This is a genomic window from Tenacibaculum finnmarkense (genome assembly GCF_900239185.1).
GTDB classification, from domain to species: Bacteria; Bacteroidota; Bacteroidia; order Flavobacteriales; family Flavobacteriaceae; genus Polaribacter; species Polaribacter finnmarkensis.
The window spans coordinates 23866-43652 of record NZ_OENA01000066.1 but is presented as its reverse complement, the minus strand read 5'-3'; the positions used below and the strand labels follow the sequence as shown (position 1 = coordinate 43652).

The 19787-nt window shown below is 31.8% G+C and carries 21 protein-coding genes; 7 read left to right on the top strand and 14 right to left on the bottom strand.

The features are described from left to right. Positions 1 to 17: 17 nt before the first annotated feature. Both AQ1689_RS09035 and AQ1689_RS09030 read right to left on the bottom strand, forming a co-directional pair. Positions 18 to 590 carry a hypothetical protein gene (locus AQ1689_RS09035; RefSeq protein WP_145993749.1) on the bottom strand — a complete coding sequence of 191 codons (573 nt, stop codon included), beginning with the start codon at positions 588 to 590 and terminating at the stop codon, positions 18 to 20. Between the two features lie 16 nt (positions 591 to 606). Further along, positions 607 to 1677: a DUF3810 domain-containing protein gene (locus tag AQ1689_RS09030; protein WP_101955878.1), complete on the bottom strand. Its 1071-nt coding sequence runs from the start codon at positions 1675 to 1677 to the stop codon at positions 607 to 609. A gap of 139 nt (positions 1678 to 1816) precedes the next feature. Between AQ1689_RS09030 and dnaB the strand changes: the two genes are divergently transcribed. The 5 genes from dnaB (at position 1817) to bshA (ending at position 7154) form a co-directional block, all read left to right on the top strand. Then, positions 1817 to 3343: a replicative DNA helicase gene (dnaB, locus tag AQ1689_RS09025; RefSeq protein ID WP_101955877.1), complete on the top strand. Its 1527-nt coding sequence runs from the start codon at positions 1817 to 1819 to the stop codon at positions 3341 to 3343. A gap of 82 nt (positions 3344 to 3425) precedes the next feature. Beyond that, complete coding sequence (locus AQ1689_RS09020; protein WP_101955876.1) at positions 3426 to 3725, top strand: hypothetical protein; 300 nt, start codon at positions 3426 to 3428, stop codon at positions 3723 to 3725. A gap of 76 nt (positions 3726 to 3801) precedes the next feature. After that, positions 3802 to 4986, top strand: coding sequence for an asparagine synthetase B (locus AQ1689_RS09015; protein ID WP_101955900.1), 1185 nt, complete (start codon positions 3802 to 3804; stop codon positions 4984 to 4986). 76 nt (positions 4987 to 5062) lie between these two features. Further along, positions 5063 to 5908: a transketolase gene (locus AQ1689_RS09010; protein WP_101915720.1), complete on the top strand. Its 846-nt coding sequence runs from the start codon at positions 5063 to 5065 to the stop codon at positions 5906 to 5908. Between the two features lie 118 nt (positions 5909 to 6026). After that, the gene (bshA, locus tag AQ1689_RS09005) at positions 6027 to 7154 is read left to right on the top strand and encodes an N-acetyl-alpha-D-glucosaminyl L-malate synthase BshA (RefSeq protein WP_101955875.1); all 1128 of its coding nucleotides are present in this window, start codon (positions 6027 to 6029) and stop codon (positions 7152 to 7154) included. A gap of 108 nt (positions 7155 to 7262) precedes the next feature. Here bshA and AQ1689_RS09000 read toward each other — a convergent pair whose 3' ends face one another. The 3 genes from AQ1689_RS09000 to AQ1689_RS08990 are packed head-to-tail and all read right to left on the bottom strand — an operon-like array spanning position 7263 to position 11046. After that, entirely contained in the window at positions 7263 to 8150 is an 888-nt protein-coding gene (locus AQ1689_RS09000) for a 3-hydroxyacyl-CoA dehydrogenase family protein (RefSeq protein WP_101955874.1), read from the bottom strand. Between the two features lie 49 nt (positions 8151 to 8199). Beyond that, the gene (locus AQ1689_RS08995) at positions 8200 to 10026 is read right to left on the bottom strand and encodes a fibronectin type III domain-containing protein (RefSeq protein ID WP_101955873.1); all 1827 of its coding nucleotides are present in this window, start codon (positions 10024 to 10026) and stop codon (positions 8200 to 8202) included. Positions 10027 to 10080: 54 nt separating this feature from the next. Next, positions 10081 to 11046 carry a Gfo/Idh/MocA family protein gene (locus tag AQ1689_RS08990; protein ID WP_101915724.1) on the bottom strand — a complete coding sequence of 322 codons (966 nt, stop codon included), beginning with the start codon at positions 11044 to 11046 and terminating at the stop codon, positions 10081 to 10083. A gap of 317 nt (positions 11047 to 11363) precedes the next feature. Here AQ1689_RS08990 and AQ1689_RS08985 point away from each other — a divergent pair, with 317 nt between their 5' ends. Then, a complete protein-coding gene (locus AQ1689_RS08985) occupies positions 11364 to 12005 on the top strand; it encodes a protein-L-isoaspartate(D-aspartate) O-methyltransferase (RefSeq protein ID WP_101915725.1) in 642 nt (213 codons plus the stop codon). Positions 12006 to 12057: 52 nt separating this feature from the next. Here the strand turns inward: AQ1689_RS08985 and AQ1689_RS08980 are convergent, their stop codons facing one another. The 5 genes from AQ1689_RS08980 to AQ1689_RS08960 all read right to left on the bottom strand — a co-directional run bounded on the left by AQ1689_RS08980 (position 12058) and on the right by AQ1689_RS08960 (position 15764). Beyond that, positions 12058 to 12222, bottom strand: a complete 165-nt coding sequence (locus tag AQ1689_RS08980; protein ID WP_159459675.1) for a hypothetical protein — start codon at positions 12220 to 12222, stop codon at positions 12058 to 12060. Positions 12223 to 12250: 28 nt separating this feature from the next. Further along, positions 12251 to 13111 (bottom strand): substrate-binding domain-containing protein, encoded by an 861-nt coding sequence (locus tag AQ1689_RS08975; protein WP_101955872.1) that lies wholly within the window; start codon positions 13109 to 13111, stop codon positions 12251 to 12253. After that, entirely contained in the window at positions 13112 to 13981 is an 870-nt protein-coding gene (locus AQ1689_RS08970; RefSeq protein ID WP_101915727.1) for a nucleoside phosphorylase, read from the bottom strand. Between the two features lie 353 nt (positions 13982 to 14334). Beyond that, positions 14335 to 15045: a hypothetical protein gene (locus AQ1689_RS08965; protein ID WP_101955871.1), complete on the bottom strand. Its 711-nt coding sequence runs from the start codon at positions 15043 to 15045 to the stop codon at positions 14335 to 14337. A gap of 20 nt (positions 15046 to 15065) precedes the next feature. After that, the gene (locus tag AQ1689_RS08960) at positions 15066 to 15764 is read right to left on the bottom strand and encodes an HmuY family protein (RefSeq protein ID WP_101915729.1); all 699 of its coding nucleotides are present in this window, start codon (positions 15762 to 15764) and stop codon (positions 15066 to 15068) included. A 69-nt stretch (positions 15765 to 15833) separates the two neighbouring features. Here AQ1689_RS08960 and AQ1689_RS08955 point away from each other — a divergent pair, with 69 nt between their 5' ends. Then, the gene (locus AQ1689_RS08955) at positions 15834 to 16871 is read left to right on the top strand and encodes a cytochrome-c peroxidase (RefSeq protein WP_101955870.1); all 1038 of its coding nucleotides are present in this window, start codon (positions 15834 to 15836) and stop codon (positions 16869 to 16871) included. A 382-nt stretch (positions 16872 to 17253) separates the two neighbouring features. Here AQ1689_RS08955 and AQ1689_RS08950 read toward each other — a convergent pair whose 3' ends face one another. The 4 genes from AQ1689_RS08950 to AQ1689_RS08935 form a co-directional block, all read right to left on the bottom strand. Then, complete coding sequence (locus AQ1689_RS08950; RefSeq protein WP_101915731.1) at positions 17254 to 17577, bottom strand: translation initiation factor; 324 nt, start codon at positions 17575 to 17577, stop codon at positions 17254 to 17256. 27 nt (positions 17578 to 17604) lie between these two features. Continuing rightward, a complete protein-coding gene (locus AQ1689_RS08945; protein WP_101915732.1) occupies positions 17605 to 18552 on the bottom strand; it encodes an isopenicillin N synthase family dioxygenase in 948 nt (315 codons plus the stop codon). Between the two features lie 62 nt (positions 18553 to 18614). Next, positions 18615 to 19313 (bottom strand): DUF6048 family protein, encoded by a 699-nt coding sequence (locus AQ1689_RS08940; RefSeq protein WP_101915733.1) that lies wholly within the window; start codon positions 19311 to 19313, stop codon positions 18615 to 18617. Next, a complete protein-coding gene (locus AQ1689_RS08935; protein ID WP_101915734.1) occupies positions 19294 to 19770 on the bottom strand; it encodes a DUF6452 family protein in 477 nt (158 codons plus the stop codon). Before AQ1689_RS08935 ends, AQ1689_RS08940 begins: the two co-directional genes overlap by 20 nt. Positions 19771 to 19787 lie beyond the last annotated feature (17 nt).

The window sequence follows — 19787 nt, the reverse complement described above, 5'->3', positions numbered from 1 at the left end:
TGGATGTTCTAAAAATATTAATTTAGGTTTATTTTTTCGATTAATTCGATGGCTTTGCAGAAGCGTTCTGTAACCAAAGAATCGCCATAAACTTCCGTTTTAACGTGTAAAAAATTATCGGTGTTTATTTTTGTAAAGGTATTTAAAATATGATAGGAATGTTTGCCTTTTTTTCCTTGGGCATAACTATAATAAGAAGGTTTCTTAAATAATTGTAAGTGCTTTGTTTTAAGTTCTGTTAAGCCCATTTTTTTGTTGTCTGCTGTAATTTTTTGGGCAAAAGTCTGATCAATATAAACAGTATTGTGTACCAATGTTACATCGATAAGCGTTGTTTTTGTTAAATTAACAGTGGTATCTGCGGCATAAATAGATGTTTTTTTAGTGTCGTAATATAAATTTACTTTCCAATTTTTAGGGAAGTAGGTTGTAAAATATTTTCGGAAATCTTCTTGTTCTTTAAGAGTGTTTTCCTGATAAAAAGCATCATTTTTACAGGTGAAATCTTTTTTTAATTCGGAAGATGAATTACAAGAAGTTAGTAAAATAAGGCTTGCAGAAAATGCAACAAAAGCTGAAAAATAGTTCATAAATAAGTAATTAATTTTAGTTTTTTTGAGTAAAATAAGCAATGAGCAAATCTACTACATAACTGTACGATTTTATACCATTTACTTGGTTGTTTGCCTTTAAATAAGCGTTGTATCCTTTTTTAAAATACGGTTCAATAGGGTTTTTAAATTGCTGCCAATGTAAATAACTGTCGTTATAATCTTTATAAATCCCTTTATTTACGGTGTTTCTTAGCTTTTTCGCGCTGTTTTTATCTCTTTTATAAACCTGGTTAATACAATAGGTGTACGCCATTCTGTATCCAGAATATTTAAAATACAGATCTTCATTTGAAATAGCCGCCAAAAAGCCTACAAAATTGGCATCATTTTCAGCTGCCCAACCAATTTGATGCGCCATTTCATGGCAAGTTGTTGCAGGATAACCTGTTTTAGGAAGCAGGTCATTTATTTGTGCTTCGCTAGTAATAGGGTTAATATAGCCGCCAGTTCCGTTATAAGATTGAAATAAGCTAACTACCGAGCTTTTTATTGATGGAAATTGATATTTTAACTGCGGATATTGCTTTTCTAACTGCTTGTATCCGCTAGTGGCTAAGCCATATATTTGTTTTCGAGTGTGAGGAACAGTTACTTTAATAGTATCATTATGGGTAATATCTAGATGTGTTTTATTTAATTCAAAAATAATTTTTTGCGTAGTTTCAATAAGTTGTTCCGTGCTATAATTTGCTTGTTTTAATCCTAAATTTTCAGCCAAAGGTTCTCTAAAATAATTCAATCCCCAAAAGGCATAAAAGCAAAAATAAAGCAGCGATAAAATACCTGTAAACTGTAAAAATTTTGAAACACTATTTTTAAAGTTATTTTTAATCAAAGAGTAACAGGCTTTTATCATTAGAAATAATAAAACTAAACCCAATATATCGCCTACAGAAAAAGGAATCCAACCTAAAATCAGCCGTAGTGTTTTAGAAATATAAGGATAAATTCCGTTGCTATAATAGTGAGCTATCCATTGTGGTTTTTTACTTAAAAAATGTACAAGAAATAGTTGAATAGGTAGGGTAAGTGCTATAATTATTTTTATTTTAGCCTGTTTCATATCTTCAAAAATAAGAAAGTTAGCTGTAAAAACACTAGGTTTTAAGCAAAATAATGACTATTTTTTGTAGGTTATTTTTTGATAAATAAAGTTAAAGACTGCTACTAAAAATATCAGTTGAAAAAATTATCTTTGCCCCATGGAACGAACTCAATCTGACAGAGGAAGAAAAACGAATAACAGTAGAACTGTTAGTCTTGAAAAAGGAAAATTACCACCACAAGCTTTAGAGCTAGAGGAGGCAGTTTTGGGTGCTATGATGATTGATAAAAAAGGAATTGACGAGGTAATTGATATTCTTGCGCCTGAATCTTTTTATGACAAAAGACATCAAGAAGTGTATCAGGCAATTTATACGCTTTTTCAAAATTCTGAACCAATTGATTTGCTTTCAGTATCAAATCAATTAAAAAAGACAGGAAAATTAGCCGTAGCTGGGGGTGATTTTTTCTTAATCGGTTTAACTCAAAAAGTAGCCTCTTCGGCACATATTGAGTTTCACTCCCGTATTATTTTAGAAAAATACATTCAACGTAGGTTAATTACCATTTCTTCGGAAATCATTGAAAACTCTTATAACGAAACTGTTGATGTTTTTGATTTATTAGACGAAGCCGAAGGTAAATTATTTGAAGTAACCCAAGGAAATCTTAAAAAAGGAGCCGAAAGAGCCGATTCATTAGTACAGCAATCTATTAATAGAATACAAGAAATTTCAGGAAAAGGCGGAATGAGTGGTTTGCAAACAGGTTTTAGCAAATTAGATGCCTTAACATCGGGCTGGCAACCTTCCGATTTAATTATTATTGCCGCACGTCCTGGTATGGGAAAAACGGCATTTGTAATTTCAATGGCTAAAAATATGGCAATTGATTTTGGGCATGGTGTCGCTGTTTTTTCATTAGAAATGTCATCGGTACAGTTAATTACCCGTATGATTTCTTCGGAAACAGGCTTGACATCAGAAAAATTACGTAAAGGAGATTTAGAACCTCATGAATGGGAACAGCTAAATGTAAAGGTTAAAAAACTTTCAGATGCGCCAATTTTTATTGATGATACACCTGCACTTTCAATTTTTGATTTACGTGCAAAAGCCAGGCGTTTAGTATCGCAACACGATGTGAAAATAATTGTGATTGATTATTTACAATTAATGACTGCAGGAGGTTCGTCAGGAAATCGTGAACAAGAAATATCAACAATTTCTCGAAATTTAAAGGCATTGGCAAAGGAATTGAGTATTCCTGTAATTGCATTATCGCAGTTATCACGTGCCGTGGAAACTCGTGGAGGTTCAAAAAGACCATTACTTTCTGATTTACGTGAATCAGGAGCAATTGAGCAAGATGCTGATATTGTTTCGTTTATTTTTCGTCCTGAATATTACGGAATGACCGAATGGGATGACGACGATCATACGCCATGTGAAGGACAGGGAGAGTTTATTGTTGCAAAACATCGTAACGGAGGAATGGATAATATTCGTTTGAAATTTACAGGACATTTAGCCTTGTTTTCTGATTTAGATGAAGGAAATAGTAGTGAATTTGAATCGAGTATGAATGGCGGTATTGCCGACAGTTTTAATAACGAAGTAGCCTCTAGTAATTTTGCTTCGCCAGAAGATGCTTTTGGTCCTAGCGATGACGATGTGCCGTTTTAATTTTTAAAAAAATCATAAAAACATATAAAATACACAATTGCTACTTGGTAATTGTGTATTTTAGTTTAAAAAATATTTAGATATGAAATTAAGTAATCAAGAAAGACATGAAAAAATTATTGATTTTTTAAATCAATTTTCACAATACCAATATAATGGTCAGCCAGCATTAACTAAAAAGAAAAAACCTGCTTCTCCGCAATTTATTAATAATAATGATATTGATAAGGCAGTAGTAGCGTTTACAGATGTATTAAATCTTAATGCAGGTTCGGTTGGAGATTTTGATTTGTACACATTGATGAACGCTTACCTAACAAAACCAGAGTTAAGAAGTAAAATTAATGAAATTGTAAATCAATTACCGATTGATAATGGTTAGTTTTAAAAAAACACTACATATCGTATTATTTTTATTGATTTCAAACTCGCTTTGGGCATCTTTTTTGTATGTTCCGATGAGCAACGAAAATCAGAAAAATCATTTAAAAGCCTACGGAATTGTTTATTATGCTTTAGAAAACGGCTTAAAATCAAAGTGGTTGTTAAACTATGATGGTGGTGCTTTTTTACTAGAAAATAATAATTCGCTAGAAAAAGAATGTAAAATTAGAGGAGTTTCGTATCAAGTAATTTCAGATGCTAAAGCCCAATTAATTTTAGAAGAAATTTCATCACCTTCAAAGAATCAAGAAGCTGTAACGCTCGAAAAAGCGCCTAAAATAGCGGTGTATTCTCCAAAAGGAAAAATGCCTTGGGATGATGCGGTAACCATGGTGTTAACCTATGCCGAAATTCCTTTTGATGTAATTTATGATCAAGAAATTTTAAATGATAAATTGTTATTATACGAGTGGTTGCACTTGCATCACGAAGATTTTACAGGGCAATATGGTCGTTTTTACGGAGCTTTTAGAACAGCTCCTTGGTATATTCAGCAGAAAAAAGATGCAGAAGCATTGGCAACAAAATTAGGGTATGCAAAAGTATCCGAAGAAAAAAGTGCTGTTGCTAAAAAAATTAGAGATTATGTAATTGGTGGTGGTTTTATGTTTGCCATGTGCTCAGCAACCGATAGTTTTGACATCGCTTTATCCGCCGATGGCGTAGATATTTGTGAAGGAATGTTTGACTCAGATGCTTCGGAAGCTAATTATCAATCAAAAATAAATTTTAATAAGACCTTTGCTTTTAAAGATTTTGAATTGATTCGTAACCCAACAACCTACGAATTTTCTTCTATTGATATGACTCGTAAGCGTAAAATAAAAAAAGAAGTAGATTATTTTACCTTGAAAGAGTTTTCGGCAAAGTGGGATCAAGTGCCTACCATGCTTACCCAGAATCATACGCAATTAGTCAAAGGGTTTATGGGGCAAACTACTTCGTTTGATGGTAATACAATAAAATCTACCGTGCTAGTTTTAGGTGAGAATCCGACCAATGGAGAAGGGAAATATATCCACGGAACAAAAGGAAAAGGAATGTTTACTTTTTATGGAGGTCACGACCCTGAGGATTATCAACATAGAATTGGCGACCCAAAAACCGAATTAGAGTTACATCCTACATCACCAGGATATCGTTTAATTTTAAATAATGTGTTATTTCCTGCGGCAAAAAAGAAAAAGCAAAAAACTTAAAAAAAGTAATTGGCAATTGTTTTATAAACCGTTACTTTTGCCTAGATATAACAAGACACATCAAAACAACACAACAATGCCAACAACACAACAACTACAAGATTTTACACAACAAGTTCGTAGAGATATCGTTCGAATGGTACACGCAGTAAATTCAGGACACCCAGGAGGTTCTTTAGGATGTGCAGAATTTATTACCTGTTTGTATCAAGAAATCATGGAATATTCTACTGATTTTAAAATGGACGGAGATAAAGAAGATTTATTCTTTTTATCAAATGGGCATATATCGCCAGTTTTTTATAGTGTTTTAGCACATAGTGGTTTTTTTCCAGTAGCAGAATTGGCTACTTTTAGAAAATTAAACACCCGTTTACAAGGGCATCCAACAACACACGATCATTTACCAGGTATCCGTATTGCTTCGGGTTCTTTAGGACAAGGAATGAGTGTTGCTATTGGTGCAGCAGAGGCTAAAAAGTTAAACCAAGATGATAAAATTGTATATACATTACATGGTGATGGTGAATTACAAGAAGGGCAGAACTGGGAAGCAGCAATGTATGCATCAGCGAAAAAAATTGATAATTTAATTTCAACAATTGATGTAAACGAAAAGCAAATTGACGGTACAACGGACCAGGTTTTAGCAATGGGAAGCTTACAAGCGAAATTTGAAGCTTTTGGTTGGGATGTATTAAAAATTAAAAAAGGAAATGATGTAGAAGCTATTTTAAAAGGAATGGCTGAAGCAAAATCTCGCACCGGTAAAGGAAAACCAGTTTGTGTATTATTATATACAGAAATGGGGAATGGAATCGATTTTATGATGAATACACACGCTTGGCATGGTAAAGCTCCAAGTGATGCACAATTAGCAGAATCATTAGCTCAAAACCCTGAAACATTAGGAGATTACTAAATTATTCTTTAGATAAAAAATTAAAATCTCGCTTTATAGCGGGATTTTTTTATGCTTTTATTCACATAAAAACATAAGAAATACTGTAAATTTACTGTTATAATCATCAACTTTAATTATGAGAATAGGAATTGTTTGTTATCCAACTTTTGGAGGAAGTGGCGTTGTGGCGACAGAATTAGGAATGGCACTTGCCGATAAAGGACATGAGGTTCATTTTATAACCTATAATCAGCCTGTTCGATTAGATTTTTTTTCGCATCGATTGCATTTTCACGAAGTTGTTTTAGAAGAGTATCCGTTATTTCAATACCAACCTTATGAATTGGCTTTATCAAGTAAAATGGTGGAGGTTGTTGAAAAATATCAATTAGAAGTTTTACACGTACATTATGCGATTCCACATGCTTATGCGGCGTATATGGCGAAGAAAATGCTTCAAGAAAAGAATATTAATATAAAAGTAGTAACTACGCTTCACGGTACCGATATTACGCTAGTTGGAAGCCATCCAACTTATAAAACTGCGGTTGAGTTTAGTATTAATCAATCGGATGAGGTAACCACAGTATCTAATAGTTTAAAAGCAGATACGCTGCGTTTATTTAACATTGAAAAAGATATTAAAGTAATTTATAATTTTATTGATGGCGAAAAATACGATCAAGCACATCAAGGAGAATGTAAACGTATTGCTTTGGCTACTGCTGAAGAAAAAATTGTAACTCATGTTAGTAATTTCCGTCCTGTAAAACGAACCCAAGATGTTATTGAAATTTTCAATAAAATTCAAAAAGAAGTTCCTTCAAAATTATTAATGGTAGGTGATGGTCCTGAGCGTTTAAAAGCTGAAAATTTAGCTAAAAAACTAAATATTGAAGACAAAGTGTTGTTTTTAGGAAATAGTAATGAAGTAGCTAAAATATTATGTTATTCTGATGTTTTTTTATTGCCTTCAGAAACTGAAAGCTTTGGTTTAGCAGCTTTAGAAGCAATGGCAGCTAGTACAGCTGTTATTTCAACAAATTGTGGTGGTTTACCTGAGGTGAATATCCATGGAAAAACAGGGTATTTAAGTAATTTAGGCGATGTAAACGATATGGCAACAAATGCGATTAAAATTTTAAAAAATGAAGCTATTTTAGCAGAATTTAAAGAAAACGCAAAACAACATATTAAAGTATTTTCGTTAGAAAAGATATTGCCAATGTATGAAGATATTTATAAAAAATGTTCTAAGAAATAATTCTAAGAAATAATCTGTAAAAGAGGTGTTAAGTTAAAAAAAAAATCAGCAAAATTTTCAATAGAAAAAGTTGCTGATTTTTTATATGAATCAATAAAAATAAAAAAATTATAAAAACATTTTAGCAACTTTTTCAGCCTTTCTATTTTCTGAATAATCGTAAAAACCTTCACCCGATTTTACGCCTAATTTACCTGCATTTACCATGTTTACCAATAAGGGGCAGGGTGCATATTTAGGGTTTTTAAAACCGTCGTACAATACGTTTAATATAGATAAACAAACATCTAAACCAATAAAGTCAGCTAGTTGTAACGGTCCCATTGGGTGTGCCATTCCGAGCTTCATTACCGTATCAATTTCAGCAACACCAGCAACGCCATTATATAGGGTTTCAATAGCCTCGTTAAGCATTGGCATTAAAATACGATTTGCTACAAAACCTGGGTAATCGTTTACTTTAACAGGTGTTTTACCTATTTTTTTAGATAAATCAACGGTGAAATTCAATACATCATCAGTAGTATTGTAACCGCTGATAATTTCTACCAATTTCATAATCGGCACAGGGTTCATAAAGTGCATACCAATTACTTTTTCGGGTCTGTTGGTAACCGCTGCAATTTGTGTAATAGAAATAGAAGAGGTATTGCTTGCTAAAATGGTTTTTTCAGGGCAAACTTCGTCTAATTCTTTAAATATTTTTAATTTCAACGCTAGGTTTTCGGTAGCAGCTTCTACCACTAAATCGGCATTTTGAACGCCTTTTTTGATAGAAGTATGTGTTGAAATATTTTGTAAGGTGTTTTTTTTATCTTCTTCGGATATTTTCTCTTTACCAAGCATTCGGTCTAAATTTTTGGTAATCGTAGCAATACCTTTATCTAAAGCAGTTTGAGAAATATCAATAAGTTGAACGGTGTATCCGAATTGAGCAAAGGTATGTGCAATACCATTTCCCATAGTTCCAGCTCCTATTACAGCGATGTTTTTCATGTTCTTTTGATTTTTTTAATGTGTTATATATAATGAATTTAATTACTGTCTATATGAAAACTATATGAAAACTATATGGAATTCGGTATGTTTTTCCAGCATCATTAAATACAACATAACCTTGGTTTACAATAACATTACCTCCAAAATTATTTACGATATAATCATATTTGCTGTTAGATAATTTATTACTTAAAATAGAAGAAGAATAGGTTTGAAAATTATTCATAAACATGGTAGAAGCAAAAAAAGTTTCCACATCAATATCACTGATTTTTTCTGAAAATTTAACCCTAATTTGACCAGGAAAATACCTGCTATTTTTAGCATATAAAATAGCCTCTGTAATTTTTATAGTTGGGTGTAATGGATAATCTTGGGCTGTTGTAACTGTTTTTTCTATCGTTTTTGAAGGGATGTAATTATTAAAACCACTATCAGTAACGGTTGCTTTTATACGAACCGTATAGCTTGTGTTGGGCTTTAAATTGTTTAAGTAACGGCTTAATTTAGTAGTAGAGTCATCATAATTATTTAATTCTTTTATTGATATATTATAATAAACTCTTTTGTTTTCATTATTATGAGTATAGCTAACAGGTGTCCAATAAGCGATGACTGAAGTTCCTAAATTATTACTAAAATTAAGTATTAAATCACCATTTATTTTAGGGTAAGTTATAGTTTTAAATGTAATTGTATTCGAAAAAGTTTCTGTTCCGTTATTGGCAATTGCAACTAATTTAAGCGTATATAGAGTAGCTTCTTTTAAGTCAGTAAGTGTACGGTTATCAACGAATGATAAAATATCATGTTCAATAATTTCATCATTTAAATAAAGATTATATTTAAACGAAACATCATCAGCAACGGTTGGTAGTGTCCATTGAGTTTCCGTCCAATTTGGCTGAGCTTCCCCTTTTAATGACACTGTAAAATCAGAAGGAGGTGTTCCTAAGGTTTTAAATTCAATCTTTTTAGGTATTGAATCGCCATTTTTTAGTTTGGCAATTACTTTAGCGGTATAGTATTTATTCGGTGTTAAGTTTTGTAAAAGATGTGTTGTTTCAGTAGTGTTTTCAATAAGTAAAGTTCCGTTTAAATAAATATCATAAGTAATAATATTAGCATCTAAATAATCTACCGTTGAAACATTCCAATCAATATTCGCTGCTGTTTGTGTAATATTTTTAGAAGTTAATGTCAGCTCTTGAAAACTGGTTGCAAAAGCATTAAAGCTAATTTCTTTAAATGTTTGTTTATTTTTATCAGTTGTTGCAATAACTCGTATAATATATTCCTTATAAGGAACTAAATCGGTTATTTTATAGAAGTTTCCTGCGGTATTTTCGGCAATATTCTCTTTTTTAACTTCACCATTAACATAAATGCTATAGGTTAAAGTTGCTTGATCTAAAGTTTTAGGTGTTTTCCAGGTAATAACGGCACTTTCAGAAGTTATTTTAGTGGCTAAAACATTAAAAGATAAAGGATCAGGATAGTCGGCAGTTGTAAAAGAAAATATTTTTTCAACGTTGGTATCGAAATTAGTTCTTCCGATAATTTTACCCGAATATTGAGTGTTTGGCGTTAAATTATATAATTCAAAAGAGTTCTTTTCATACCCTTTTTTAATTAATTTATCATTTAAATAAATATCAAAAACTGTTGTCGTTTTTTCTCCTGAAATACTTGAATACCATTTAAGCGTTGTGCTGTTAAATTGAATATTTTCAGCATCAATACTATTGATAGATATCGAGCGATCTTCTTGCTCTTCTTCCGAACAAGAAGTTAAGGAGCTTAAAGCTATAAAAAATAAGAAAATAAAAGATTGTATTGATAAACTAGGTGTGAAGGTTAAATTTTTTTTCATTGATATAATTAAAATTATTTAAATTAAAATAACGCCAAAAACAAGGTTTGTGTTTTATTTTTTAAAGCAGTTAATAATCATGTGAGCTACGCGTAAAGCTTCGGTTCCTTGGCGTAAAGAAACAATAGGAGTTGTTTCATTATTAATAGCATCGGCAAATGATTCTAATTCGTCTAAAATAGCATTGTTTTTAACAACGTTAGGATTGTCAAAATAAATTTGCTTTTTAACACCTTCGGCATTTTGTAAAATCATGGCAAATTCATCAGGGTTTTCAGGAACATCCTTCATTTTTACAACTTCAGATTTTTTCTCTAAAAAGTCAACAGAAATATAGGCGTCTTTTTGAAAAAACCTACTTTTACGCATGTTTTTCATTGAAATTCTGCTTGCTGTTAAATTAGCAACACAACCATTTTCAAATTCAATACGTGCATTGGCAATATCAGGGGTATCAGAAATTACGGCAATACCACTTGCGTGTACACTTTTTACTTTTGATTGTACTACAGATAAAATAATATCAATATCATGAATCATTAAATCTAATACCACAGGCACGTCGGTTCCTCGAGGATTAAATTCGGCTAATCGATGAGTTTCAATAAACATTGGTGTGTTTATCATATCTTTTGCTGCGGTAAAAGCAGGGTTAAAACGCTCTACATGCCCAACCTGTCCTTTAATATGATATTGACTTGCCAATGTTCTAATGGCTTCGGCTTCTTGTACCGTACTTGTAATTGGTTTTTCAATAAAAATATGCTTTCCTTTTTCGATAGCCTTTTTAGCGCAGTCAAAATGAGATAATGTTGGGGTAACAATATCGATAACATCTACAGCATCTATTAATTCTTCAACAGAATTAAAAAGTTTGTAGCCAAATTCTTGGGCTACTTTTTTAGCATTTTCAGTAAAAGGATCGTAAAACCCTACTAATTCATATTTTTCAGATTCTTGCAACAAACGCAAGTGAATTTTACCTAAATGACCTGCACCTAAAACTCCAGCTTTTAACATAATGTGTTTAATTTTGTGTAATTATTTTTATGTGATTATTTTTGAAATTTCAATAAAAAAACCTCTTTAAAATAACCGTATTTTTAATTTAAAAATCGCTTCGGATGTACCCAAAAAAGCAATACAAACAAAGATACAATTTTATACATATTTATTACTACTTTTGAAATGTTGAAATTAAATTATTACAGACAATTCATGTCAAGTACTATCGTATAGTATCATACATTTTTTATGCTTAAATTTTGTTGATAATTAGCGTATTACTACTGTGATATTTTTGTCATAGTATCAAATTAAATATTATATTACAAGGAATGAGAGACACCACTAAGCATCAAGGCTTAAGAAATAAGCTAGCAGTTGTTTTAGCATCAAAAGGAATTATTGATCAAAAGGTATTAAATGCAGTGCGTAAAATTCCTAGACACCTATTTATTGATAGCAGTTTTGAGGCACATGCTTATCAAGACAAAGCATTTCCTATTGCTGCCGAACAAACAATTTCACATCCATATACGGTAGCGTTTCAGTCGCAGGTTTTAGCTGTTGAAACTGGCGATAAAATACTTGAAATAGGAACAGGCTCAGGATATCAAACAGCGATGTTGTTAGAATTAAAAGCAAAAGTATATTCTATTGAGCGTCAGCATGAATTGTTTAAAAAAACATCACTTTTTTTACCTAAAATAGGCTACCGTCCAAAGCGTTTTATTTTTGGTGATGGTTATATTGGTTTATCCGAAGAAGCGCCTTTTGATAAAATTATTGTAACCGCAGGTGCACCTTTTGTGCCAAAACCCTTGTTGAGTCAATTAAAAGTAGGAGGAAGGCTGTTAATTCCTGTAGGCGATAAAGAGCAAGTAATGACTTTGTTTATTAGAAAATCAGCAAAAGAATTTGAAAAACATGAATTAGGTGATTTTAAATTTGTACCAATGTTACAAAAGAAAAACTAAAAAATCCGCCTTAAAAAAAGCGGATTTTTATGATACTTGATACATCAAATATTTATGCGGTAAGTTCAGTTGCGTCATCGGCAACAATTATTTCTAATTGCTGTTGATTTTGTTTTGTTTGCTCAGTTTTAGCCAAACCACAAGGGCTTGTGCTTCCACATGAAGTAAAACCGATAAGACTAAGCGTACAAATGGCAATAACTACTAATTTTTTCATTTTGTTTGGTTTAAAAATCTTTAAAAAATCAAAGATACATATTTCTGATTAACTCAGGTGAATCTCTCTTAGTATCAATAACGTTAAAACCTTGCATTTTATTTTGTATGCTGCTTATTAATTTTTCAGTTACAGGTTCGCCATCATTCCATTGGGTTATTGAAAGCCATTTTTGAATATCGTCTAATTGTTGCTCATATCTATGGGCTAGTATTTTATCAATATCAGGGGTGTCTTTAAAATTACCTGTATATTGATTAATAATAGTTAAGACTTTTTTAACTTCTTCAAAATTATTTTCTAATACTTCATTTCTAACAGCAATAACAAAGCAAGGCCAAGGAGTTGGGCAATCTCCTAAGCGTCTAAAAGTAGCGTTATCGACCAACGGTTTTGTGGTGAAATGCTCCCACATAAAATAATCAGCATCGCCATTTGTTAAGGCGTCAATTCCGCCCTGTAAACTACCAACAACTTTAAATTTTAATTGGTCAATATTCCAACCATTATTATGCGCATTTACAATGGCCATTAAATGAGATCCTGAACCAAAACGACTAATAGCAACCGTGGCATTTTCGAGGTCTTCAATTTTTTTAAAGGCTGAATTTGCAGCAACATGAATTCCCCAAATTAAAGGGCTTTTCACGAAAGTTTGTGTTATTTTAGACGGGTTTCCATTACTAATATCTTTAATAATTCCTTCGGTTAAAACAATAGCGATATCTACTTCTCCAGATCGTAATGCTTTACACATAGCACCTGTTCCGCCAGGGAAATCTTGCCAACGTAAATTGATATTTTGCTTGGTAAATTCTTTGTTTTTTAAAGCAACATACCACGGATAATTAAAGTGTTCTGGTACACCACCAACTTTTAAGTTTGTCATTTACGAAACTAATTTATTTAATGTGTATATAATTAAATCGGCAACTACTTTATTAGGGTTTTCACTAAAAGTACCATTTGCTCTGTTGGCAATTATCGCATTCATTGATGCCGCATTGTGTCCTAATAATTTTGATAAACCATAAATAGCAGAAGTTTCCATCTCTAAATTAGTGATTTTATTTTGCTGGTACTCAAAACTATCTATTTTATTATTTAAGGTAGCGTCTTGCAAAGCCAAACGCAATACACGCCCTTGAGGTCCGTAAAAACCTCCTGCGGTAGCAGTAATTCCTTTATAAATTTTTGCTGAGGTTAATTTATCTTCTAAAAATGTACTGTTAGCAACAATTAAAGGTGATGGTTTTTTAGCACTCCAATCGGTGTGTTTTATAAAAGCATCTTCCATTTCTGGGTGAGAAATTTCAGTTACTTGATATGAATGTAGCATTCCGTTTAAATCTAGAGCGTGAGTGCTTAGTAAAAAACTATCAACAGGAATACTTTTTTGCAAAGATCCTGAAGTTCCAATACGGGTAATATTTAACGCCGTATGCTGTTCTTTTATTTTACGTGTTTCTAAATCAATATTAACTAAGGCGTCTAATTCATTTAAAACGATGTCAATATTATCAGGACCAATACCTGTTGAAATTACGGTAAGTCGCTTGCCTTTATAAGTTCCTGTGGTGGTTTTAAACTCTCTTTTTTGTGTGGTAAACTCAATAGAATCAAAGTGTTCGGTTACTTTTTCTACACGGTTTTGATCGCCTACAAAGATAATATCAGTCGCTATATGTTCTGGTTTTAAATTTAGATGATAAATACTACCGTCAGGATTTAAAATAAGTTCAGAATTTTGAATGTTCATTTAATGTAATTTTTAATTGCGTATTTATTTTATATATAAATCGCTTTTTTTAAGGGGGTGTAATATATAAAAAATAGCAGGTATTTTACTAAAGTATTTATTTAGATTGTTAGTTTTTTTTAAAAAAAGTACTGTTTTTTGTCTTTTTTTAATAAGTGAGGTTTTTTAGCCCCGATTGAAGCATTTGTTTGAGCTCCTTTTTTGATTTTTTTCAAAAAAGAGCGAGTGCGGAAAGCGGGAAATAGCTTCAAATAATTAAATTAAAAAAAAATAATTATAAAAAAAAATAGGACTGCTATTACACAGTCCTATTTTAAACATTTAGAAAAATTATGAGAAACTAAAATTAAAAATTATTGTATTTTTTCATCTAAATTAGGGTTTCCTTTTTCAGGATTGTAATAATATTGAATTACATAGTCAATATCTTCCTTTTTGTCAAAATCAGTATTTGTTCTAACAATTGATTTTATAGCCATTTTAGCAAAATGCCCATCGTGAGTTTTAAATACAAAAACCATCGGTTTTAATAATAAAAGTTCACGGTCTTGAGACGATCTAAAATACCAAGTTTCTCTAGGGTCAGCGCCACCTCTTCTAGGCAACCAGCTAATTGCTGCAGCATAGTTTTCGTAGCCCATATTTAAAGCATCTTGCTTGTAAATATGGTCTGGTAAACCAAGGGCAGAAGTACGAGTTTCAAACATGTCATTTCCTTCACAAACAGCAACATTTTGAGTTCTTGTAGGCTCGTTAGCTAATCCGATTTTTTCGCCACCACCATATTTTGAAAGTCCATTTACTAGAAAAATACGTCCTCTTATAGCAAAATCCCAAGCATCACTAGTTGCCTCTAAAGCACCTTCTTTAAAACTGAATTTTTGAAAGTCACCAGTTTGTTTTGCTGTTTGGGTTTGGTCACCAATAGCACTTGTTGTAATTTCTAAAGTTTTGGTATTTGTTTTTACTACAGGTAAATCATCTCCACTGTCTGAACATGCTGTAAAGGTTGTAAAAAGAAGTACTAAAATTGCTTTTGTTAACAGAATTCCTGTTTTTTTCATGACTATTTATTTATGATTATTTAATTAAGTTTTTTGTTTCCTGCAACAGGGTTTAAAAAATATTTGAAGGTATAATACGGGTATTTATGCCCAAGAACCTCATTCATTGTACCAGAGGTATCGCCGTTTTTATAAATATCTTCAATAGCTATTTTAGCGTAGTGTCCATTTTTAGTTTTTACCAATAAAGTACGGTTCTTTTTTACTCGAAGTGTGTGGTCAGCGTGCATTGCATAAGGGTCAAACATTCCTTTTCCGAAATCATCAATAGCCGTTTTTCCAACACCATCTTGCTTAAAAATAGCATCGGTAGGAACTACAGATATATTTTCATAATCATCTTTAATAATAGCTGCGGAGGCGTTTTTTGTTCGCATAGGTTCGTGAACACCTCCCGAGGTGTAACCTTGCGTCCATTCGCCACCATTTATAATGATAATTCTACTTGCAAATGCAATATCCCAAGAATCATCAGTTACATATTTTGCCTTTTCAAGATCAAACTTGGTATATACAAGGTCTTTGTTTTGATCTTCAGGAGAGGTAAACATGTTTTTAACATATACCGTATTGCCTTTTTTTTCAATAGTTGTAAAATCAGTAATTCGAGGGTCTAAAAAGGAAGCTTCTTCTTTTTTAGTTGGTTTTTGATCATCGCTATTACATGAAATATTTAGCATACTAGCTAAAATTGGCACTAAAAGATATTTAAATTTCATTCTATCTTTATTTAGATTAATTATATATTTGCAAATGTATTTAATTTAAACTAAAATCAAATAAAAATAATGAAAAACAAACATTTTTTTAACTTAAGAATAATATTGATAGTTGGCTTTGCTATTTTTTATTCGTGTAGTAAAAATAAAGAAGTGGTTGAAATACCTGAAAAAGACGATTATAAAAATTTATTATCGGAAGCAACTAGAATTTTTTCGCCATTGCCAGCAAACGATTATGTTTCTTTTAATGAGCTTACTAACGATAAAGTATTTTTAGGGAAATTATTATTTGAAGAAAAAAGGTTATCAAAAGATAATACGATTAGTTGTGCATCGTGTCATGATTTAGAAAATTTTGGTGCCGATACCGAAGCGGTATCAAAAGGAGTTGATGGTAAAACAGGTACTAGAAATGCGCCTACGGTATTTAATTCGAGTTTGCATATTGCTCAATTTTGGGACGGACGAGCAAAAACGGTAGAAGAACAAGCAGGAATGCCCATTTTAAATCCTGTAGAAATGGCAATGGAAAGTGAACAAGCCGTTGTTGATAAAATTAGTAAAATTGAAAAATACCAAAATTTATTTAAAAAAGCGTATCCAAATCAAGCGAATCCAATCAGTTTTGATAATTTAACAAAAGCCATTGGCGCTTTTGAGCGAACCTTATTAATGCCTTCAAAATTTGACGAATATTTAAAAGGAGATCAGCAAGCATTAAATCAGCAAGAGAAAAAAGGCTTGTTTGTTTTTATGTCTCGAGGTTGTGTTAATTGCCATGACGGCCCGGGAGTTGGTGGCGGAAAAATTAGAGGTTTTGGTAGTGATATAAGACCTTACTGGGAGCATACTAAAAGTAAAGTGATTGATAAAGGCGTGTTTTTATTAACAAATAAAGAGGTTGATTTGTATGCTTTTAAAGTGCCATCGTTACGAAATGTAGCAAAAACAGCGCCTTATTTTCATGACGGAAGTGTTGCTGAATTAGAAGATGCCATCAGAATAATGGGGAAAGTTCAGTTAGACAAAGATTTAGAAGCATCGGATATTAAGAGTATAAAAGCATTTTTAGAAACTCTTACTTCAGATAAAGAAAATTTATAAAAAGTATTTGTTTTCTTTGATATTTATTTGAAGCAATTTCCCGCTTTCCGCACTCGCTCTTTTTTGAAAAAAATCAAAAAAGGAGCTCAAACAAATGCTTCAATCGGGGCTAGGGGGTTTTGCTACAAAGAAAATTTTAAACTTAAAAGATAATTAGAATTTGTTTCAATTTCATCTGAAAAAATATAGTGGCAAAAAACGACGGCAAATCAGGATGTGAAACTGAACTAAATTCAGTTTGACGCATTTTTATTTTTAAAACAAGGGTTTTAAACCCTTGCCATACTATTTTGATGTTACAAAATTTTTTGGAGGCTAGGCTCTTAAAATAAAAAAAAGTGTTAGAATTTGTAAATTCTAACACTTTTTTTTATGATTTAGATTAACCTCCAACACGTTTAACGTTAAAGCCTTTATCTTTTAAAATTTGCATGATTTTATCACGATAATCACCTTGGATAATTATTTTATCATCCTTAAAACTACCACCAACACTAAGTTTGGTTTTAATCTCTTTGGCTAATTTTTTAAAATCTTCGGTAGCGCCGGTATAGCCATCTAAAATAGTAGTAGGTTTTCCTTTGCGTTTTTCATACTTACAAAGTATCGGGTCGTCTTGTAGCCAAATTGCTGACTTTTTTTCAACCTTTACTTCGCTTTCTTGATGATCGGGAAATAAGTTTTTTAATTGATCTTTAAAATCCATGCTTGTTTATATTGTTGTTTTTTTGGCTTATTTTTTTAAGCCTAATTCACGTAGGCGTTCGTCTAAAAATTCACCAGCGGTAATATCTTCAAATTGTTTTGGGTTTTGCTGGTCAATACAATTTTCTAAAACATCTAATTTCATATCAGAAACAGGGTGCATAAAAAATGGAATTGAATAACGCGATGTTCCCCATAATTCTTTCGGCGGATTGGTTACTCGATGTATGGTTGATTTTAATTTATTATTACTATGGCGCGACAACATATCACCCACATTAATCATCAATTCATCAGGTTGCGCAACGGCATCAAGCCAATCACCATTATTGTTTTGAACTTGCAATCCTTTTCCTTGCGCACCCATTAATAAGGTAATTAAATTAATATCGCCATGAGCAGCTGCTCTTTCAGCACCTTTAGGTTCGCTTTGAATAGGCGGGTAGTGGATAGGACGCAAAATACTGTTTCCATCTTTAATGAAATTATCAAAGTAAGTTTCCTCTAAATCTAAATGTAACGCCAATGAACGTAGCACATATTTGGCTGTTTTCTCTAGCATTTGATAGGTTTTTTTACCTATTTCATTAAACTTAGCAAGTTCTTCAACGTTTACATTTTCAGGATATTCTTTAGCGTATTTAGATGCCGCATCTACATACTGCCCAAAATGCCAGAATTCTTTTAAATCGCCTTCTTTTTTTCCTTTAGCACTTTCTTTTCCAAAAGAAATATAACCTCTTTGTCCGCCAATACCAGGAATTTCATATTTCTCTTTTATCTCGGTTGGTAAATCGAAAAAGTTTTTAATTTCAGTATATAAATTATCAACTAACTCATCATCTAAAAAATGACCTTTTAAAGCTACAAAACCGATGTTTTGATAAGCGTCACCAATTTCATTGATAAATTTTTGTTTTCTATTTTTATCTTCAGATAAAAAATCTGCTAAATTTACGCTTGGAATTTTATTCATTGTTAATAAGTTTAATGATTACAAGGTGTAAAGGTAGTAAAAATAAGGCTTAGTAGCTTAAATTAGTTATTAACAAAAGGAATAAAGTAGGAAATGCTGTAATTAAACCCAAAACCAGTATTGCTTTCAAAAACACGATTGAAGCCTGGGGCATATAATGTTTTAAAGTTTTTTTGATCGTTTAAGTGAAGCATTACCTTATAAGAAACGCCTGCGCTTAAAAATAAGTTTTTAAATGTTTCTACTTTAATACCTAGTTGAATTTCAGTCCAATGTGCGGTAAGCCCTGTTTCTGTAATCGGTTTTTTTATAGTGTTTGAAGGAAAATAAGGCGTGCCAACATTTGTTTTATAGCTATTTAAAGTTTGATCAAAAAGCGCCGCAGCATACCTAAAGCCAACATAAATTTCGTTATTCATGTCTAGCCAATTTTTATAGGCATTGTAGTTAGCACCAAGCCGAATAAAATTTCCTTTGGCGGTTGAACAGGTAAAGTCTTCAAAGCTAATTTCTTCTTCGTAGCCTACTTCGGCGGCTACATACCAATTTTTAGAAACACGATAATCACCTACAAATTCTAAACCACTGTAACTTTTGTCAACAATTGCTAATGCGGGTTTGCTGATATCAACACCTAAACGTAAACCTGTACGTGTTTTATAGGTTAGCGTGTCTTTTTTTATTTCAGATGATGCTGTTTTCTGAGAAAAACCATTTACAGAAACAAATAGTAAATAGCTACTAATAATATACTTGTACATGTGCTTTTGTTTGATTGTCAATAGTCGTAATTTCAGAAGTTGATATGTTATCAATCCAACCTGTATGCTTTAAATTTACATCATTAAAAATAACTTTATAGCCACACGAACGAGAAACATAAGCTTGTTCGGGCTTATAATTTATAGTTAATGTCGCTATTTTGTTATTGATTGCTAAATTATCGGTAGCATTCATTTTTAAGGTATAAACAGTTTGGGTAGCCAAACTGTTTAAAGGGATATTTATTGAATCAGCTTCTTTATTTACAAAAAGACTGTCTTTACCTTGTGCTATAATAGAAAAACGGGTAACCTTCTTTTTTTTAGAAGTATCTTTTTTATCATAAAAACGCAACACTAAGTTAGGTGTTACAGGGTTTTGAATACAGAAATCATCTTTTTCACAAGCTGAAAATCCTATAAAACAACTACACAAAAGAAGGATATATTTTTTCATTTAATAATTAATAAGGT

Bases quoted from the DNA above. Each gene is read 5' to 3' on its own strand.
- AQ1689_RS09030 (WP_101955878.1), bottom strand. From the start codon at position 1,677: ATGAAACAGGCTAAAATAAAAATAATTATAGCACTTACCCTACCTATT.
- AQ1689_RS08970 (WP_101915727.1), bottom strand. From the start codon at position 13,981: ATGAACATTCAAAATTCTGAACTTATTTTAAATCCTGACGGTAGTATT.
- AQ1689_RS08975 (WP_101955872.1), bottom strand. From the start codon at position 13,111: ATGACAAACTTAAAAGTTGGTGGTGTACCAGAACACTTTAATTATCCG.
- AQ1689_RS09010 (WP_101915720.1), top strand. From the start codon at position 5,063: ATGCCAACAACACAACAACTACAAGATTTTACACAACAAGTTCGTAGA.
- AQ1689_RS08965 (WP_101955871.1), bottom strand. From the start codon at position 15,045: ATGAAAAAAACAGGAATTCTGTTAACAAAAGCAATTTTAGTACTTCTT.
- AQ1689_RS08980 (WP_159459675.1), bottom strand. From the start codon at position 12,222: ATGAAAAAATTAGTAGTTATTGCCATTTGTACGCTTAGTCTTATCGGT.
- AQ1689_RS08935 (WP_101915734.1), bottom strand. From the start codon at position 19,770: ATGAAAAAATATATCCTTCTTTTGTGTAGTTGTTTTATAGGATTTTCA.
- AQ1689_RS09015 (WP_101955900.1), top strand. From the start codon at position 3,802: ATGAGCAACGAAAATCAGAAAAATCATTTAAAAGCCTACGGAATTGTT.
- AQ1689_RS08940 (WP_101915733.1), bottom strand. From the start codon at position 19,313: ATGTACAAGTATATTATTAGTAGCTATTTACTATTTGTTTCTGTAAAT.
- AQ1689_RS08985 (WP_101915725.1), top strand. From the start codon at position 11,364: ATGAGAGACACCACTAAGCATCAAGGCTTAAGAAATAAGCTAGCAGTT.
- AQ1689_RS09035 (WP_145993749.1), bottom strand. From the start codon at position 590: ATGAACTATTTTTCAGCTTTTGTTGCATTTTCTGCAAGCCTTATTTTA.
- AQ1689_RS08990 (WP_101915724.1), bottom strand. From the start codon at position 11,046: ATGTTAAAAGCTGGAGTTTTAGGTGCAGGTCATTTAGGTAAAATTCAC.
- AQ1689_RS08950 (WP_101915731.1), bottom strand. From the start codon at position 17,577: ATGGATTTTAAAGATCAATTAAAAAACTTATTTCCCGATCATCAAGAA.
- AQ1689_RS08995 (WP_101955873.1), bottom strand. From the start codon at position 10,026: ATGAAAAAAAATTTAACCTTCACACCTAGTTTATCAATACAATCTTTT.
- AQ1689_RS09020 (WP_101955876.1), top strand. From the start codon at position 3,426: ATGAAATTAAGTAATCAAGAAAGACATGAAAAAATTATTGATTTTTTA.
- AQ1689_RS08960 (WP_101915729.1), bottom strand. From the start codon at position 15,764: ATGAAATTTAAATATCTTTTAGTGCCAATTTTAGCTAGTATGCTAAAT.
- AQ1689_RS08945 (WP_101915732.1), bottom strand. From the start codon at position 18,552: ATGAATAAAATTCCAAGCGTAAATTTAGCAGATTTTTTATCTGAAGAT.
- AQ1689_RS08955 (WP_101955870.1), top strand. From the start codon at position 15,834: ATGAAAAACAAACATTTTTTTAACTTAAGAATAATATTGATAGTTGGC.
- bshA (WP_101955875.1), top strand. From the start codon at position 6,027: ATGAGAATAGGAATTGTTTGTTATCCAACTTTTGGAGGAAGTGGCGTT.
- dnaB (WP_101955877.1), top strand. From the start codon at position 1,817: ATGGAACGAACTCAATCTGACAGAGGAAGAAAAACGAATAACAGTAGA.
- AQ1689_RS09000 (WP_101955874.1), bottom strand. From the start codon at position 8,150: ATGAAAAACATCGCTGTAATAGGAGCTGGAACTATGGGAAATGGTATT.